The 16,421-nt window shown below is 73.9% G+C and carries 15 protein-coding genes; 4 read left to right on the top strand and 11 right to left on the bottom strand.

Going from position 1 to position 16,421, the window contains the following annotated elements:
- Nucleotides 1-612: 612 nt before the first annotated feature.
- On the bottom strand, nucleotides 613-2,115 hold the full coding sequence (locus ABZ809_RS33745) for a replication-associated recombination protein A (RefSeq protein WP_357566713.1): 1,503 nt from the start codon (nucleotides 2,113-2,115) through the stop codon (nucleotides 613-615).
- A gap of 75 nt (nucleotides 2,116-2,190) precedes the next feature.
- Nucleotides 2,191-2,403, bottom strand: coding sequence for a hypothetical protein (locus tag ABZ809_RS33740; RefSeq protein WP_074318554.1), 213 nt, complete (start codon nucleotides 2,401-2,403; stop codon nucleotides 2,191-2,193).
- A 148-nt stretch (nucleotides 2,404-2,551) separates the two neighbouring features.
- Between ABZ809_RS33740 and ABZ809_RS33735 the strand changes: the two genes are divergently transcribed.
- Nucleotides 2,552-3,292: a GNAT family N-acetyltransferase gene (locus ABZ809_RS33735; protein ID WP_357566712.1), complete on the top strand. Its 741-nt coding sequence runs from the start codon at nucleotides 2,552-2,554 to the stop codon at nucleotides 3,290-3,292.
- A gap of 106 nt (nucleotides 3,293-3,398) precedes the next feature.
- Here ABZ809_RS33735 and ABZ809_RS33730 read toward each other — a convergent pair whose 3' ends face one another.
- From ABZ809_RS33730 to ABZ809_RS33705, 6 genes are all read right to left on the bottom strand, one after another.
- Nucleotides 3,399-4,745 (bottom strand): MFS transporter, encoded by a 1,347-nt coding sequence (locus ABZ809_RS33730; protein ID WP_357566711.1) that lies wholly within the window; start codon nucleotides 4,743-4,745, stop codon nucleotides 3,399-3,401.
- A complete protein-coding gene (locus ABZ809_RS33725) occupies nucleotides 4,742-5,332 on the bottom strand; it encodes a helix-turn-helix domain-containing protein (RefSeq protein ID WP_357566710.1) in 591 nt (196 codons plus the stop codon). The genes ABZ809_RS33730 and ABZ809_RS33725 overlap by 4 nt, the downstream gene beginning before the upstream one ends.
- 80 nt (nucleotides 5,333-5,412) lie before the next feature.
- Nucleotides 5,413-6,228, bottom strand: a complete 816-nt coding sequence (locus ABZ809_RS33720) for a sugar nucleotide-binding protein (protein WP_357566709.1) — start codon at nucleotides 6,226-6,228, stop codon at nucleotides 5,413-5,415.
- An 88-nt stretch (nucleotides 6,229-6,316) separates the two neighbouring features.
- A complete protein-coding gene (aspS, locus tag ABZ809_RS33715; protein WP_357566708.1) occupies nucleotides 6,317-8,122 on the bottom strand; it encodes an aspartate--tRNA ligase in 1,806 nt (601 codons plus the stop codon).
- A 161-nt stretch (nucleotides 8,123-8,283) separates the two neighbouring features.
- The gene (locus tag ABZ809_RS33710; protein WP_357566707.1) at nucleotides 8,284-9,333 is read right to left on the bottom strand and encodes a S1 family peptidase; all 1,050 of its coding nucleotides are present in this window, start codon (nucleotides 9,331-9,333) and stop codon (nucleotides 8,284-8,286) included.
- A gap of 406 nt (nucleotides 9,334-9,739) precedes the next feature.
- The gene (locus ABZ809_RS33705; RefSeq protein WP_357566706.1) at nucleotides 9,740-10,216 is read right to left on the bottom strand and encodes a helix-turn-helix domain-containing protein; all 477 of its coding nucleotides are present in this window, start codon (nucleotides 10,214-10,216) and stop codon (nucleotides 9,740-9,742) included.
- A 56-nt stretch (nucleotides 10,217-10,272) separates the two neighbouring features.
- Here ABZ809_RS33705 and ABZ809_RS33700 point away from each other — a divergent pair, with 56 nt between their 5' ends.
- Nucleotides 10,273-10,788: a PaaI family thioesterase gene (locus ABZ809_RS33700; protein WP_357566705.1), complete on the top strand. Its 516-nt coding sequence runs from the start codon at nucleotides 10,273-10,275 to the stop codon at nucleotides 10,786-10,788.
- A 208-nt stretch (nucleotides 10,789-10,996) separates the two neighbouring features.
- Here the strand turns inward: ABZ809_RS33700 and ABZ809_RS33695 are convergent, their stop codons facing one another.
- The 3 genes from ABZ809_RS33695 to ABZ809_RS33685 all read right to left on the bottom strand — a co-directional run bounded on the left by ABZ809_RS33695 (nucleotide 10,997) and on the right by ABZ809_RS33685 (nucleotide 14,134).
- Complete coding sequence (locus ABZ809_RS33695; RefSeq protein ID WP_357566704.1) at nucleotides 10,997-11,926, bottom strand: acyl-ACP desaturase; 930 nt, start codon at nucleotides 11,924-11,926, stop codon at nucleotides 10,997-10,999.
- A gap of 69 nt (nucleotides 11,927-11,995) precedes the next feature.
- Nucleotides 11,996-13,324 (bottom strand): histidine--tRNA ligase, encoded by a 1,329-nt coding sequence (gene hisS, locus ABZ809_RS33690; RefSeq protein WP_357566703.1) that lies wholly within the window; start codon nucleotides 13,322-13,324, stop codon nucleotides 11,996-11,998.
- A 90-nt stretch (nucleotides 13,325-13,414) separates the two neighbouring features.
- On the bottom strand, nucleotides 13,415-14,134 hold the full coding sequence (locus ABZ809_RS33685) for an MBL fold metallo-hydrolase (RefSeq protein ID WP_357566702.1): 720 nt from the start codon (nucleotides 14,132-14,134) through the stop codon (nucleotides 13,415-13,417).
- A 252-nt stretch (nucleotides 14,135-14,386) separates the two neighbouring features.
- Between ABZ809_RS33685 and ABZ809_RS33680 the strand changes: the two genes are divergently transcribed.
- Together ABZ809_RS33680 and ABZ809_RS33675 are read left to right on the top strand one after the other, a co-directional pair.
- The gene (locus tag ABZ809_RS33680; RefSeq protein WP_357566701.1) at nucleotides 14,387-15,268 is read left to right on the top strand and encodes a peptidylprolyl isomerase; all 882 of its coding nucleotides are present in this window, start codon (nucleotides 14,387-14,389) and stop codon (nucleotides 15,266-15,268) included.
- Between the two features lie 74 nt (nucleotides 15,269-15,342).
- Nucleotides 15,343-16,179: a peptidylprolyl isomerase gene (locus tag ABZ809_RS33675; protein ID WP_357566700.1), complete on the top strand. Its 837-nt coding sequence runs from the start codon at nucleotides 15,343-15,345 to the stop codon at nucleotides 16,177-16,179.
- Nucleotides 16,180-16,421 lie beyond the last annotated feature (242 nt).

Raw genomic sequence — 16,421 nt, 5'->3', positions numbered from 1 at the left:
CCGGGGGCGGGGTGCCCCGTGGGCCGGCCGGGAAGCCGGCCTGCGGGGCCGCCGGCGGATTTGCCTGCGGGCCCGGCGCGCCGCCACCACGCGGCGACGACGGGCCGGCCTGCCCAGCGGTGGGAGGACCCGGGACGGGTGGGGGCTGCCGGTCTGCTCCGTCCGGCCCGGGCTGCGGCCGGGCAGCCGCCGGGGGCCGACGGGCGGGCTGCTGCGCCGTCCCGGGGCCGGCGGGATCCATCGGCCGGGGCTGCTCCGGTGCGCCAGGCCAGGGCCCGTCCACCGGGCGGGCACGCCCAGGCTCCGTGTCGCCACGACGCACGGGAGGCGCGGCCGGACCAGGGCCGTGGTGGGGCGACGGGGCACCCGGACCGGGTGGCGTCGGGTCGCCTGGCCGCGCACCCGGCGCGGGGGGCGGGACCGCCCCGCCCGGCCCCAGCTCGGTCCGCTGCTGCTTGGCCGAGCGCAGGTCGTCGATCCAGCCGAACTCCTCGCCGCTGATCGGCTCCTCGGGCTCGGCCTCAGCCTTGCCCCGCCCCCAGCGGCGACCCTTGGCGCGGGAGTCGCGCCGCTCGTCGGGGCCGTCCTCCGGTCGCTCCGAACCACGCGATCTCACTGCTGACCCTCCCCGGCGGCAGCACTGCCGCCCTCTCGCGCCGCCCCGGCGCTGCCCGTGTCTGGTGTGCGACGGTCGTCGCCCGCCGTGCCGTTCGCGACCGTCACCGGCGCGGCCGGGGCCGGCAGCCCTCGGACGATGCGGCGCAGCAGTGGCAGCCGGGTGGCCACCGACCGCTCGGCGCCGTGCTGGCTGGGCCGGTAGTAGTCGGTGCCGACGAGATCGTCGGGAGCGTACTGCTGGGTGACGACACCGCGCTGGTCGTCGTGCGGGTAGCGGTAGCCGGTCCCGTGCCCCAGCCCCTTGGCGCCCGCGTAGTGCGCGTCGCGCAGCCCGCGCGGCACCGCCCCACCCCGGCCGGCCCGCACGTCGGCGATGGCCGCGCCGATCGCGCTGGTGGCCGAGTTGGACTTCGGCGCGGTGGCCAGGTGGATCACCGCCTGGGCGAGGTTGAGCTGCGCCTCGGGGAGCCCGACGTACTCCACGGCGTGGGCGGCGGCCGTGGCCACACCCAGCGCGGCCGGGTCGGCCATGCCGACGTCCTCGCTGGCGAAGATGACCAGGCGCCGGGCGATGAACCGGGCGTCCTCGCCGGCGACCAGCATCCGGGCCAGCCAGTGCAGCGCGGCGTCCACGTCCGAGCCGCGCATGCTCTTGATGAAGGCGCTGGTCACGTCGTAGTGGGCGTCGCCGGCCCGGTCGTAACGCACCGCCGCCACGTCCACCGCCTGCTCGGCGGTGGCGAGGTCGATCCGCCCGGCGCCCAGGGCCGTGGCGGAGCCCGCCGCCGCCTCCAGCGCCGTCAGCGCCTTGCGTACGTCGCCGGCCGCGAGGCGGACGAGATGGTCCTCGGCCTCGGTTTCGAGGGTGAGCGCGCCGCCGAGGCCGCGCTCGTCGGCGACCGCGCGGCGCAGCAGGCCGCGCACCGCCGCGTCGTCCAACGGCTGGAGGGTGAGCAGCACGCACCGCGACAACAGGGGTGAGATGACCGAGAAGTACGGGTTCTCTGTGGTCGCCGCGAGCAGCGTGACCGTGCGGTCCTCGACGGCGGCGAGCAGCGAGTCCTGCTGGGTCTTGCTGAACCGGTGCACCTCGTCGATGAAGAGCACGGTCTGCGGGCCGCCGGAGCGGCGCTGGCGGCGGGCGGTCTCGATCACCGCGCGCACGTCCTTGACGCCGGCGGTGAGCGCGGACATGGCGACGAAGCGGCGGTCGGTGGCGCGGGCCACCAGGTGCGCGATGGTCGTCTTGCCGCTGCCGGGCGGGCCCCAGAGGATGACCGACATCGGCGCGGTGGCCGACACCAGCTGGCGCAGCGGGGCGCCGGGCGCGAGCAGGTGATCCTGCCCGACCAGCTCGTCGATGCTGCGCGGGCGCATCCGGACGGGCAGCGGCGAATCCTCCCCCACCGCGGTGAACCCGTCCACGCCGACGGACCCTGCGGGCGCGGGGGGCGCTCCGGCGGGCTCACCGAAGGAGAAGAGGGCGTCGGACTCCATCGCGAGAACAGTACCGGGCTCGGCCCGGGGCGCCGGAAGCACGCCTCGGGCCGAGCCGTCGATGATCAGTTCCGGTCAGCCTCGGCCGGGACGCCGGCCCCGGTACCAGCGGCCGCCGCCCCCGCCGCGCGGGCCGCTGCCGACCCCGGCCAGGTAGAGGGAGAGCAGCAGCAGGCCGATCAGTACGAGGGTGTTCCAGTTGAACAGGTCCGGCGCGCCAAAGTTGGTGTTCAGCAGGTCGATCAGCAGGGCGAATCCGAAAACGATCGCCGCGAGAATGGCGAGCATGTCGTTCCTCCGGTGGGGGTTCCCAGTAGGTCGGCGCGGGATGTACCCAATCGGTCCGCTCGTCAATCTCCACCGTGGAACGGCCCGCTTCTCCGACCGCGCAAGGGCCCGATTGGCCGGAGGTCAGACCAGGTTCTAGGCTCATGACATGATCGTCGCCGACCAACTCCTGGCGGGGCGGGACGCCATCCTGGCCGCCACCGGTCACCACCCGTACGCCCGGCACTCGCTCGCGCCCGGCGATCGGGCGCGGGGCTGGCGGCGCGGCGACGCGGTGGGCTGGCTCGCCCCGGCGGAGCACAGCCGGCCCGCCGGCGCGGTCGGCGCCCCCGCACCGGCGGTCGAGATGTTCGCCGACCTGGTCGCGCGGGGCACCCTTCAGCCCGGCCGGTGGCTGCACCTGCCGCGGCTCGACCCGACGACGCCGCCCGGGCGGTTGGCCGTGGCGCGGCACGACGAGTGGGACTTCCACTGGACCACGACCCCTCCCCCGCGCCAGGCCGACGAGGAGCGGGTGGTCCGGCTCACCGAGGCCGACCACCCGGCGCTGACCGCCCTGATCGACGAGTCGTTCCCCAGCACCACCTCGCGCCCGGGCGACCCGACGGTCGTCGACTGGTACGGCATCCGCGACGGGGACCGGATCGTCGCCTGCGGGGCGGACCGCAGCCGGAGCGACATCGGCTTCCTCGCCGGCCTGACCGTCGCCCCCGACCTGCGGGGCCGGGGGCTGGGCGCGGCGCTCACCGCCGGGATGACCCGGGCCCTGCTCGCCCGCCACGACACCGTGGCGCTCGGCGTCTACACCGCCAACGTCGGTGCGGTCCGGCTCTACCGCCGCCTGGGCTTCACCGCGAGCCTGGCCCGCAGTTCGGTGCTCCTGGCCTGACGTCGCCGCCCCGGGTGCCGGGTTCGGCAGCCGAGGCGGTGACGCCGCACCACCAGCCGGCCGAATTGGCCGGAGCGAGGTGGCTGTCCGAGATGGCCGGGCGGGGTCAGGCGCCAGGCACCGCAGCCGACGCGGGTGCCGCGTCGACCGCCTGCCGTCCGGCCGGGTCGGGGGCCGCGCCCGGCACCGGGACGGCCGCGCCCGAGGTGCCGCCCCCGGTGCGGCGGCCGGCCCGCCAGGCCGGCAGGTACAGCGGGGCGGCGAACGCCAGCACCCCGGCGCCGACCAGCATCGCGGCGCTGACGCTGACGCGGTCGGCGAGCGCGGTGAGCCCGACGGCGCCGAGCGCGAAGCCGGGCTGCCCCATCATCGAGTTCAGCGAGAGCACGCTGGTCCGGTACGGGCCGTCGACCTGCCGGTGCAGCAGCCCCGCGTGCAGGGGATTGACCGCACCGTGCACGGTGTAGCAGGCGAGGTAGGCGACCAGCACCCCGACCGGGCCGGCCAGCAGGCCCATCCCGACGATCGTCCCGGCCTGCGTGAGCAGCAGCAGCGCGGCCCCCGGGGCGGCCCCCAGCCACCGCAGCAGCAGCGGGGTGAGCGCCGCGCCGGCCGCGCCGGCCAGCCAGGCCGCCGAGTTGGCCGGCCCCAGCAGCGCCGCCGCCCGGTCGGTGTCGCCGACCACCTCGGCCAGCCGGACCGGCAGCAGCGACTCGAAGGTGACCATCCCGAAGCCCCAGAACAGCTCCACGCAGACCAGGGCGAGCAGCACCCGGGACCGGCGCAGCAGCCCCAACGCCTGCCCGACCATCCGCGGTGCCTCGGCGACCGACGCCCGCAGCGCGCCGACGCCCCGGCCCGGCCGCACCTCGACCAGCAGCACCAGCAGGGCGACCAGGGCCGCCGCCTGGAGCACGATCGCGCCCAGCACCGGCACCGTCAGCGCGCTGACCGGCCCGACCGGGCCCAGCGCGACCAGGCCACCGCCGAGCAGGGCACCCGCGCTGATGGCCACGCCGATCACCGTGCCGGCGTGGCCCAGGCCCGGCTCGTACGCGGCCTCCGGGTCGGCGGCGAGGGTGGCGTCGACGTACCAGGACTCGAGCGGGCCGCTGTCGAGCGCCCGGAAGACGCCCTGCAACGCCCAGACCAGGAAGAACAGCGCGAACGAGTCGGCCACCGCGAAGAGGACCAGCGAGACGAGGTTGACCAGCCAGGCCACGACCAGCACGGGTCGACGCCCGAGCGCGTCGGCGAAGCCACCGGTGGGCAGCTCCAGGGCCAGCACGACCAGCCCCTGTGCGACGGCCACCAAGCCGATCTGCGACAGCGTCAGGCCGCGCTCCTGCATGAGCAGGATCATCACCGGGACCAGCACGCCGGTGGGCAGCCAGCGCAGCCCGTGCAGCGCCAGGAAGCGCCGCCGCACCTGGCGTACGGAGAGCGTGCTCACCGCTCCTCCTCGGGCCGGGGGAACGCGGCGAGGAAGACGTACACGGACCGGGCGTCCCGCTCGTCGGGCATCGCCTCCTCCCGGTAGCGCTCGAGCACCTGCCACAGCTCGTCGTTGAGCGCCCGCAGGCGTTCGGGGCCGAGCGTCAGCAGCACGTCGCTCATGCCGGCCGCGTCCCGCCAGGCCCGGGAGTAGTCCTGCTCGACGGCCATCCACCGCTCGGCCTGCTCGGCCAGCAGCCGCGCCTGGTCCGCCTGGATCCAGCGCACCGCCGCGCGGGCGTCCGGGTCGTCGTCGAAGTCCGTCGGCTCGAAGTTGCTGATGTCGTGCGCCGCCCGCCACCACCGCTGGCGGGCGGTGCCCCGGTCGGGATCCTCGGCGACCAGCCCCACCTCGGCGAGCTGGCGCAGGTGGTAGCTGGTCGCCCCGGTGTTCGTCCGCAGCTTCTCGGCCAGCGCCGTCGCGGTCGCCGGGCCGTCGGCGCGCAGGGTGCCGAGCAGGCGCATCCGGAGCGGGTGGGCGAGGGTGCGGACCTGCCGGCCGTCGAGGTGGACGGTACGCGGCGGGGACGGTTGCTCGTCGGTCATGGGATGCACAATAACTGTGCACACTTCCTGTGCACAACAATTATGCATAGGAAGTGTGCAACAGTCGGCGACCAGACGGTTCAGGGAGCGAGCAGCTCCCGGATGCCGCGCAGCCGCGTCGGCAGCAGGGTCGCGGCGCGGGACGAGTCGAGGCGCACCTCGGCGGGCCGGACGAAGCCCGATTCCGCGACGGTGGCGGTCTTCAGCCCGGCCGGGTCGAGCCCGAAGTGCGCCGCCACCAGCAGGCCCATCTCGGCGCGGCTGACCGCGTCCGGGCCCGCCACGTTGAGCAGGCCGGCGTACCGGGTGCCGGCCAGGTCCAGCACGGCGCCAGCCAGATCGGCGACGTGCACCGGGCAGCGGATCTGGTCGGTGAACAGCGTCGCGGCGCCGGCGAGGGCGTCCAGGCAGAGCCGGATCTGGTTGCTCCGCTCGTCCCCCACGATCAGCGAGGTCCGTACCAGTGCCGCGCCCGGGTCGACGGCGCGTACGGCGGTCTCCGCCGCCGCCTTCGCCGCCCCGTACGCGAAGACCGGGCTGGGCACCTCGTCGTCGGCGTACGGCTCGGGTCGCCCGGCGTGCACCGCGTCGCTGGACACGTGCACCAGCCGCGCCCCCGCCTCGACGGCCGCGCACGCCACGTGGGCCGCGCCGTCGGCGGTCACCGTCCACTCGTCGTACCGGTAGGGGGTGGCGACCACCGCGTCGGGCCGGACCCGGGCGACCAGGTCGCGGACCGCGGCCCGGTCCGTCACGTCGAGCCGGTACGCCTCGACGCCCGGCACCCCGATCCCGCCCGAGTGGTACGTGCCCGCCACCCGCTCCCCCGCCGCGACCGCCTGCCGGCAGACCTCGCCGCCGAGGTGTCCGCTGGCCCCCACCACGAGCAGCGTCACGCCGCCCCCTCTCGCCGAAAAGACCGGAAGGTCCGCGTCATCATGACGCGGACCTTCCGGTCCATGGGGGACGCGTTGCGGGGACCGGTCAGGTCGGGTCGGCGACCGGGGCGGCCGGGCCGGCGGTGCCGGTGCGCGGCGCGGCGGCGGCCTTCGGCTTGGCGTCGATGCCGGCCTCGGCCCGCTGCTGGCCGGTGATCGGCGTCGGCGCGCCGGTCAGCGGGTCGAAGCCGCCCCGGGTCTTCGGGAAGGCGATGACCTCGCGGATCGAGTCCGCGCCGGCGAGCAGCATGCAGACCCGGTCCCAGCCGAAGGCGATGCCGCCGTGCGGCGGGGCGCCGTACTTGAACGCCTCCAGCAGGAAGCCGAACTTGTCCTGCGCCTCGTCGGGGGTGATGCCGAGCAGGTCGAAGACCCGCTGTTGCACGTCGCCCCGGTGGATACGGATCGAGCCGCCGCCGATCTCGTTGCCGTTGCAGACGATGTCGTACGCGTACGCCAGCGCCCGGTCCGGCGCCTCCTCGAAGCGGTCGACCCACTCGGCGTTGGGCGAGGTGAACGGGTGGTGCACGGCCGTCCAGCCGCCCTCGTCCGTCTTCTCGAACATGGGCGCGTCCACCACCCAGCAGAACGCCCAGGCGCTCTCGTCGACCAGGCCGGCCCGCTTGGCGATCTCGGTGCGGGCCGCGCCGAGCAGCTCCTGCGCCTCGCGGGTGTCGGTGCTGGCGGCGAAGAAGACCGCGTCGCCCGGCTTCGCGCCGACCGCGTCGGCGAGCCCGCCCAGGTGCTCGGCGGAGAGGTTCTTCGCCACCGGCCCGCGCGCCTCGCCGGTCTCGGCGTCGAGCACCACGTACGCCAGGCCACGCGCGCCGCGCGCCTTCGCCCAGTCCTGCCAGCCGTCCAGCTCCTTGCGGCTCTGGCTCGCGCCGCCCGGCATGACCACCGCGCCGACGTAGCCGCCCGCGTCGATCGCGCCGGCGAAGACCCGGAACTCGGTGCCGCGCAGGTACTCGGTCAGCTCGGTCAGCTCGACGCCGTAGCGCAGGTCGGGCTTGTCGGAGCCGTACCGGGCCATCGCGTCGTGCCAGGTGATACGCGGGATCGGCCGGGTGATCTCGTGGCCGGCCAGGTCCTTCCACAGCGTCGAGACGATCGCCTCGCCGAGGTCGATGACGTCGTCCTCGGTGACGAAGGACATCTCGATGTCGAGCTGGGTGAACTCCGGCTGCCGGTCGGCGCGGAAGTCCTCGTCGCGGTAGCAGCGGGCGATCTGGTAGTACCGCTCCATGCCGCCGACCATCAGCAGCTGCTTGAACAGCTGCGGCGACTGCGGCAGGGCGTACCAGCTGCCGGGCTGCAGCCGCACCGGCACCAGGAAGTCGCGGGCGCCCTCCGGCGTGGACCGGGTCAGCGTCGGGGTCTCGATCTCCAGGAAGTCCCGCTCGTGCAGCACCGTCCGGGCAAGCTGGTTGGCCCGCGAGCGCAGCCGCATCGCCTTCGCCGGGCCGCTGCGGCGCAGGTCCAGGTAGCGGTACCGCAGCCGGATGTCGTCGCCCGCCTCGACCTGGTCGTCCACCGGCAGGGGCAGCGGCGCCGCCTCGGAGAGCACCTCCAGCTCGGCGGCGGTCACCTCGATCTCGCCGGTCGGCAGCTCCGGGTTCTCATTGCCCTCGGGACGGCGGGTCACCTCGCCTGTCACCCGGACGCAGAACTCGTTGCGCAGCGCGTGCGCGTCCTCCTCACGGAACACCACCTGGACCACGCCGGAGCCGTCGCGCAGGTCGACGAAGATCACGCCGCCGTGGTCGCGCCGGCGGGCCACCCACCCGGCGAGCGTCACCGTGGTGCCGGCGTCCGTCGCGCGCAGGCTGCCGGCGTCATGGGTACGGATCACGACTCGCGTCTCCTCATCTGCGGTACACCGTTACCCCTGGCATTCTGTCAGCCTCCCCTGGCGGCCCGTTGCGGGGTGAGGGACGCGGCCCGGACAGGCGGGTCCGGGCACGCGGGCGGGCCGCCGGGTTCACCCGACGGCCCGCTCTGCGGTGCGATCGATCAGAAGATGCTGACGCCGTAGCGGCTCAGCGCCTCACCGACCGGCTGGAAGAAGGTGGTGCCGCCGGTGGTGCAGTTGCCGCTGCCGCCCGAGGTCAGGCCCAGGGCGATGGTGCCGCTGAACAGCGAGCCGCCGCTGTCGCCGGGCTGGGCGCAGACGTTGGTGCGGATCAGGCCGGTGACCGTGCCCTCGGCGTAGTTCACCGTGGCGTTGAGCGCGTTCACCGAGCCGCTGCGCAGGCCGGTGGTGCTGCCGGAACGCTGCACCGACTGGCCGACGTAGGCGTTACCGGCGGCGGTGATGTCCCGGAAGGTGCCGTTGTAGAGGGAGACGTTGCCGGCCGCGTTGGCGGAGTTGCTGTGCCGCACGATGCCGTAGTCGTTGCCCGGGAAGCTGGTGCCGGTGCGGGTGCCGAGCAGGCTGGTCTGGCCGGAGTTGCTGTACCAGCTCGACGAGATGTTGGTGCAGTGCCCGGCGGTCAGGAAGTAGTAGGTGCTGCCGCTGCGGACGTTGAAGCCGAGGGAGCAGCGACCGCCGCCACCGGCGTAGATGGCCTGGCCGCCGGAGATCCGGGTGCTGAGCACACCGGACTCGGCCTCGATCCGGATCGCGCCGTTGGTGCGGGCGACGGCCGCCTTGACGCGCTCCAGCTTGGCGCCGGTGACCGTGCTGTCGACGGAGACGACGACCTGGTTGGTGGCCGGGTCGGTCCACCAGGCGGTGCCGGGGATCCTGGCGGAGCGGTCCAGTTCGGCGGTGGCCCGGGCCAGTTCGCTGGCGCCACGCTTCACGATCTTCGGGGTGGCGCCGGCGGCGCTCACCTGGCGGGCGGCCAGCGCGTCGGTCACGGTGACGACCATCTTGCCGTTGGCGTCGGCGTACGTGCCCGCGGAACGGTCGCCGAGCCGCTCGGCCAGGCCGGCGGCGGCGTCGGGCGAGGCGAGCGAGGGTGCGGCCTGGGCGGGTGCGCCGATCAGCGAGCCAGCCACCAGTGCGCCGGCGGCGGCGACGGTGGCGACGCGACGGAGCGAAGACCTCGTGGGTCGCATGCAACAACCTCCAGGGAGGGGGCGAGGGCCCGCGTCGGGGCGACGAGGGCCGGAACCAACCCGTCCGATCTGGGGAAACCGGCCGAGCTGACTGAAGTATTCACATACTTGAGTTCGTATGCAAGACCCGAGTTTGTCCTTTTCGCCCCGACTGCGGCGGCCATCGGCCCGAAACACTGTGGACACTCAAGGGCGTCGATACGCCCGTCCCACCGCACCCCGGGCGCGCGCCGCGTACGGCCCGAACCGCGCGACCCGGACGACGCCGCCGTCGTCGTCGGCCCCCCGTTCGCCCTCGGCGCCCGACCCCCCGCGTGGCGGCGCGGTCAGCCGGCCCAGCGCGCGGTCAGCCGGCCCAGCGCGCGGTCAGTCGGCCCGGCGCGCGGTCAGTCGGCCCGGCGCGCGGTCAGTCGGCCCGGCGGCGCGCTCCCGGCCCCGGTCGGGGCACCACGTCCCGCGGCCGGGCCACCTCGTGCCCGCGCTCGCAGCGCAACTCGACGCGCACCTCGGCGCCGCAGTCGCGGTGCGCGACAGTGAGCGGGGAGCCCTCCGGGTCGGCCAGGTAGCGGTCGCCCCAGCCGAGGACGGCGACCAGCACCGGCCACAGGTCGAGCCCCATCTCGGTCAGCCGGTACTCGTGGCGCTCGCGACTGCCGGGCTCCCGGTAGGGCTCGCGCCGCAGCACGCCGCGCTCCACCAGCATCGCCAGCCGGTTGGCGAGCACCTGCCGGGGCACACCGGTGCGTACGCGCATGTCGTCGAAGCGGCGGACGCCGTTGAAGACCTCGCGCAGGACGACGAGGGTCCACCGCTCGCCGAGGATCTCCATCGCCCGGGCGATGGTGCAGTTCTCCACCGACCAGTCCAGTGCCGCGGGTCTCATGCGCTCCAGGCTAGGTCTGATTGACAGACTCAGCAACGCGCTGCCAGGCTGGGTCCATGACACAGACGCAGGATCCGGCGCGCAGCCGTACCTTCTCGTGGTCCGACCCGGGCATCAACGCCGCGCACGTCGGCCGGCGCGGCGGCCTGGAGCTGATCCGCGCGATGATCGCCGGAGAGCTGGCGGCGCCGCCCGTCATGCACCTGGTCGGCATGTCCCGGATGGAGGCCGACGAGGGCTGGGTCGCCGTCGAGCTGGTCCCCCAGGAGTTCCACTACAACCCCCTCGGCACCGTGCACGGCGGGGTCATCTCCACCCTGCTCGACACCGCCGCGGCGTGCGCGGTGCACACCACGCTGCCCGCCGGCGTGGGCTACACGTCGCTGGACCTGAACGTGAAGTTCCTCCGGCCCGTCACCATCGCGAGCGGCACCCTCCGCTGCGAGGGAACCGTCCTCCAGCGCGGCCGCCGCACCGCCCTCGCCGAGGCGAAGCTGTTCGACGCCCAGTCCCGCCTCACAGCCCACGCCACCTCCACCTGCCTGATCCTCCCCCAACCCCCACCCACCTGACCCACCCCGCCTGCCCTGCCCTGCCCTGCCCTGCCCCGGCCCGGCCCGGCCCGGCCCGCCCCGGCGATCTTGCACTTTCGGCCCTCGATATGCCGCATATACGGCTTCTGCCCGGGCACAAAATGCAAGATCGCGGCAATCGGGGCACCAAGTGCAAGATCGCGGAGAGCTGCGGGGGTGGCGCCCGCAGGGAGGGGGAGAGTGCGGGTCAGGAGGTTTGGCGGGCGGCTCGGGCGGCGCGCCTCTTCTCGAAGCGGGCGGCGGCGCGCTCCAGGTCGTCGAGGTGGGCCGCGATCTGGTCGCGGGCAACCTCACCGTCGGCGTCGAGGCCGGTGACGTTGAAGACGTCCCACTGCCGCAGCACCGGCACCACCACCTCGTCGCGGTGCTGGCGCAGGTCGTAGATGCCGGCGAGGGCGATCGCCACGGACTTGCGGGCAAAGCCGTCGATGCCGCTGCCCGGCATCTGGAAGTCGGCCAGCACGTCGGCGACCGCCCGCATCGCCTGCCCGGGCGCCAGCTCGAAGGCCGCTGCCAGCAGGTTGCGGTAGAAGACCATGTGCAGGTTCTCGTCGGCCGCGACGCGGGCCAGCAGCGCCTCGCACACCGGGTCGGCGGTGGCGCGGCCGGTGTTGCGGTGCGAGATCCGGGTGGCCAGTTCCTGGAACGAGACGTACGCCAGCGAGTGCAGCATCTCCTGGTCGTGCGCGTTGCTGTAACCGGTGGACATGTGCGTCATCCGGGCCCGTTCCAGGGCCACCGGGTCGACCGCCCGCGTGACGGTCAGGTAGTCGCGGATGGCGGTGCCGTGCCGCCCCTCCTCGGCGGTCCACCGGTGCACCCAGGTGCCCCAGGCGCCGTCGCGACCGAACAGGGTGGCGATCTGGTGGTGGTACGAGGGCAGGTTGTCCTCGGTCAGCAGGTTGACGATCAGCGCGGTGCGGGCCACGTCGGAAAGGGTCGAGTCGCCCTCGGACCACGCCTCGCCGCCCAGCGGCCCGTCGAAGGTGCGCCCCTCGCTCCACGGCACGTACTCGTGCGGGAACCACTCCTTGGCGATGGCCAGGTGCCGGTCGAGGTTCTTCTCGACGACCGGTTCGAGTTCCAGGAGCAGTGCGGTCTGGCTGAGTGCGGTCACGACGATCTCCCTACGGTGGCGTAACTTACGCCACCGTAGGTCTGATCGTCCGTACGCGCCAGTAATGTCTCAGCTGACCAGGGGCCTGATGTCCGCCCGGGGCGGCGTCCACTCCCCCGCCGCCGCGGCGGTCTGCTCGCCGGAACGGATGTCCTTCACCTCGTCGGCCGCGCCGTCCGCCCCGGGGAACCATACGTACGGAATGCCCCGCCGCTCGGCGTAGCGGATCTGCTTGCCGAACTTCGCCGCGCTCGGCGACACCTCGGTCGGTACGCCCCGGCGGCGCAGCGCCTCGGCCACCGAGTTGCTGGCGGCGCGCTGCTCCTCGCTGCCGACCGCGACCAGCACGCAGGTCGGCACGTCCCGCGACACCGACAGCGCGCCCGCGCCGAAGAGCAGCCCCAACAGCCGGGTCACCCCGATCGAGATGCCCACCCCGGGGAAGCGGGTGGCACCGGCGCTGGCCAGGTTGTCGTACCGGCCGCCGGAGCAGATCGAGCCGAACCGCTCGTACCCGATCAGCTGGGTCTCGTAGACCGTGCCGGTGTAGTAGTCCAGACCACGGGCGATGCGCAGGTCGGCCACGCAGAGCCCCGGCGAGTGCGCGGCGGCGGTCTCCACCACCCGGACCAGTTCCTCGACGCCCTCGTCGAGCATCGGGTCGCTGACGCCCAGGGCGCGGACCGCGTCGGCGAAGGAGGCGTCCGGCGCGGAGATCTCGGCCAGCGCCAGGACGGCCTTGGCCTGCGCCTCGCTCGCCCCGGCGGTCTCCGCCAGCAGCTCGGCCACCTTCGCCGGGCCGATCTTGTCGAGCTTGTCCACCGCGCGCAGCGCCGCCTCCGGGTCGGTGAGCCCGACGCCCCGGTAGAAGCCCTCACAGATCTTGCGGTTGTTGACCTGGATGCGCACCGGCGGAATCGGCAGCGAGCGCAGCGCGTCGCCGACGACCAGCGGCATCTCCGCCTCGTGGTGCGCCGCCAGGGTGTCCCGGTCGACGATGTCGATGTCGGCCTGGAGGAACTCCCGGTAGCGCCCCTCCTGCGGCCGTTCCCCGCGCCACACCTTCTGGATCTGGTAGCGGCGGAACGGGAACTGGAGCTTGCCGGCGTTCTCCAGCACGTAGCGGGCGAACGGCACGGTCAGGTCGAAGTGCAGGCCGAGCGTGTCGTCGCCGGCGGGGCCGTCGGCGTCGGCCTGCAGGCGCCGGATCAGGTAGACCTCCTTTCCGGTATCCCCCTTACGCAGCAGCTGGTCCAGCGGCTCCACCGCACGGGTCTCCAGCGGGGCGAAGCCGTACAGCTCGAAGGTGTCGCGGATCTTGTCGAGGACGTACTGCTCGATCATCCGCTGCGCGGGGGTCCACTCCGGGAAGCCGGAGATGGGCGTGGGCTTGCTCATGATGGCTCCGTTCACAGTCCCGCGTGCGAGCGCGGGCGAAGGCTCGGTGCGGCCGTCGCCGGCCGCGTGACGAAAGCTCGGCGCGGCCGGTCAGAGGCCGCGGGCGGGGGCCGCCGGTCGCGCGCCGTCGCCACCCGCCACCTCGAGGAGGTACGGGTTGGTCGCGCGCTCGCGGCCGATGGTGGTCGCGGGGCCGTGGCCGGGCAGCACGATGGTGTCGTCGGCCAGCGGAAGGACCTTCTTCCGGAGGCTGGTGACCATCGCCGTCATGCTGCCGCCCGGCAGGTCGGTGCGGCCGATCGAGCCGGCGAACAGGACGTCACCGGAGAGGCAGAGCTGCTCCGCCTCCCATGGCGAGCCGGCAGCCGGCAGCCGGAAGAGCACCGACCCGCCGGTATGGCCCGGAGCGTGGTCGACGGTGATCTCCAGCCCGGCGAGGGAGAGCGTGCCGCCGTCGGTCAGCTCGGCCACGTCCTCCGGCTCGGTGTACGTCAGCCGCCCGCCGAAGAGCGAGCTGAGATCCGCGGACAGCCCCTTGGTCGGGTCGGCGAGCATCTCCCGGTCGCCCGGGTGCACGTACGCGGTGATGCCGCGGGCGCCGCAGACCGGTGCGACGGAGAAGGTGTGGTCGAGGTGGCCGTGGGTGAGCAGGACGGCGGCCGGGTGCAGCCGATGCTCGGCCAGCAGGGCGTCCAGCCGGTCCAGCACCCCGATGCCGGGGTCGACCACCACGCACTGCTCCCCCGGCGCGGCGGCGACCACGTAGCAGTTGGTGCCGAAGGCGTCCGCGGGAAAGCCGGCCACGAGCACGTCCGCTCCCCTTCCGTCGAGCTAGGTCCTCCCCGGCAGCCTATCGGGCGGCGCGAACCGGTTCCGCCCATCCGTCCCGGACGCCCCACCGGGCACAGCGACACCTTCCGATGACTCCGCTTGGACCTCGTACACCACTTTTCCAGCCGGTAGCCGTACACTCTGGCGGGCGTGTGGCGTGGCGCACCTGCAGCCGAACGGCGCGGGCGCCCGAGCACCGGTGACGACCAGGGTAGAGGAAGGGGAGCACGGGTGGCTTCCAGCAGGGACCGGCAGCGCAAACTGGCGCGGGCCAAGCTCGACCGGCAGCTCGTCCGCCGGGCCGCCGCCGCCAGGCGCCGTCGGCAGATCCAGGCCGGCGTCGGCGCAGCCGTCATCCTCGTGCTGATCGTGGCCGGCTCGGCGTGGGCGCTGGGCGCCTTCGACGACGAGCCGAAGGAGAACACGGCCGCCGAGGACGTCTGCCTGTGGACCCCGCAGGACGCCTCGGCGAACACCAACCTCAAGGACGTCGGCACCCCCGCCACCCAGGGCCTGCCGACCGACGGCGTACGTCCCATGACGATCACCACCAGCCAGGGCGCGCCGATCACCGTCGAGCTCGACCTCGCCGGCGCCCCGTGCGCGGCGGCGAGCATCGCCCACCTGTCCAGCCGGTCGTTCTACGACAACACCAAGTGCCACGAGATCACCGCCGAGGGCGCGGTGCGCTGCGGCGACCCGAGCGGCACGGGGCTCGGCGGCCCCACCTACTCGTTCTACGACGAGAACGTCCCCACCGCGCCGTCGCCGTCGGCGAGCCCCGCGGCCGGCCAGCCCGCGACGTACCCGAAGGGCACGGTCGCGATGGTCGCCAACCCGCCGGGCGCCAACGGCAGCCAGTTCCTGCTCTTCTTCAAGGACTTCACCACGGCTGACCCGAAGTACCCGATCATCGGACGGGTCACCGGCGGGATCGACGTGGTGACGAAGATCGGTGCCAAGCCGACCGTGGACAATGGGGCTGGGGCGAAGGTCAAGCCCAAAGACGACGACGTGGTCGTCCAGAGCGTTACCGTCGGTGAGCCCGTGGCGCAGGTGACGACGACCACGGCGCCGACGCCGTCGGCGTCGGGCACCGCCGCGGCCAGCTAGAGCCGGCTGACCCGGCGGCCCCACCAACCTCAGCGGCACCGGCCGCGCCCGAGACAGCCCAGGAGGATCCAGGCGTGACGTCCACCAGAGAGCGGCAGCGCGCGGCGGCGCGCGCCCGGCTCGAGAAGGAGATGGCCGAGCGCGGGGCCAGGGCCCGTAAGCGCCGGCAGACCCAGGCGATCGTCGGGGCCGCGTCGGTCCTGGTGCTCGTCGTCGCCGGCACGGTCTGGCTCGTCACCAGCCTCGGCGACGACGACAAGACCGACACCGCCGGCCCGTCGGCCGGCAACGTGCAGTGCGCCTGGAACGAGGTCCCCGCCGACCAGCGGAGCCCGCAGATCAAGGACGTCGGGCTGCCGGCCGCGCAGCAGGCGAACACCGGCACCCAGACGCTGACGCTCGACACCGACCTGGGCCCGATCACCGCCACGGTCGACCGTTCGGCGGTGCCCTGCACCGCGGGCAGCTTCACCCACCTGGCGGAGAAGAACTTCTTCGACAACAGCAAGTGCCACCGGCTGGTGACCGAGGGCATCAAGGTGCTCCAGTGCGGTGACCCGAGCGCGACGGGCAAGGGCTGGCGGCAGACCGACGGCACCGGTGGCCCGAGCTACCGGCTCGCCGAGGAGAACCTGCCGACCGACAAGCGGCCCCCGTACCCGGAGGGCGTGATCGCGATGGCCAACTCCGGCCAGCCGGGCAGCACGGGCAGCCAGTTCTTCATCGTCTACGGCGACTCGCCGCTGGACCCGAACTACACCGTCCTGGGCACCATCACCGGTGGCATGGACATCGTCAAGCAGATCGCAGCGGCCGGCGACGACAAGGCGTTCGCGCAGCAGGCCGGCGGCGGTCACCCGAAGAAGGAAGTCACCATCAAGAAGCTCACCATGAGCGCCCCCCAGGGCTGACTCCCCTCTCCGACCCAGAACGAAGCGCCCGCCGGCCTCCCGGCGGGCGCTTCGTCATACCCCGCCCCGCGCGCCCCCGCCCCGCGCGCCCCCGCGCCAGGCGCCCCGCCGATCTTGCACTTACTGCCCCGACAGAGGGAGCAATACGCACATTTCGGGGGCCAAAAGTGCAAGATCGCGGGCGCGGGGCGCGGGGCGCGGGGCGCGGGGCGCGGGGCGCGGGCGCGGGCGCGGGCGCGGGG

Origin of the sequence: Micromonospora sp. NPDC047074, assembly GCF_040643815.1 — a bacterium.
In the GTDB taxonomy this organism is placed as follows: Bacteria; Actinomycetota; Actinomycetes; order Mycobacteriales; family Micromonosporaceae; genus Micromonospora.
Note: the sequence above shows the minus strand (reverse complement) of the source record. Positions and strands in the feature narration are given on the sequence as shown.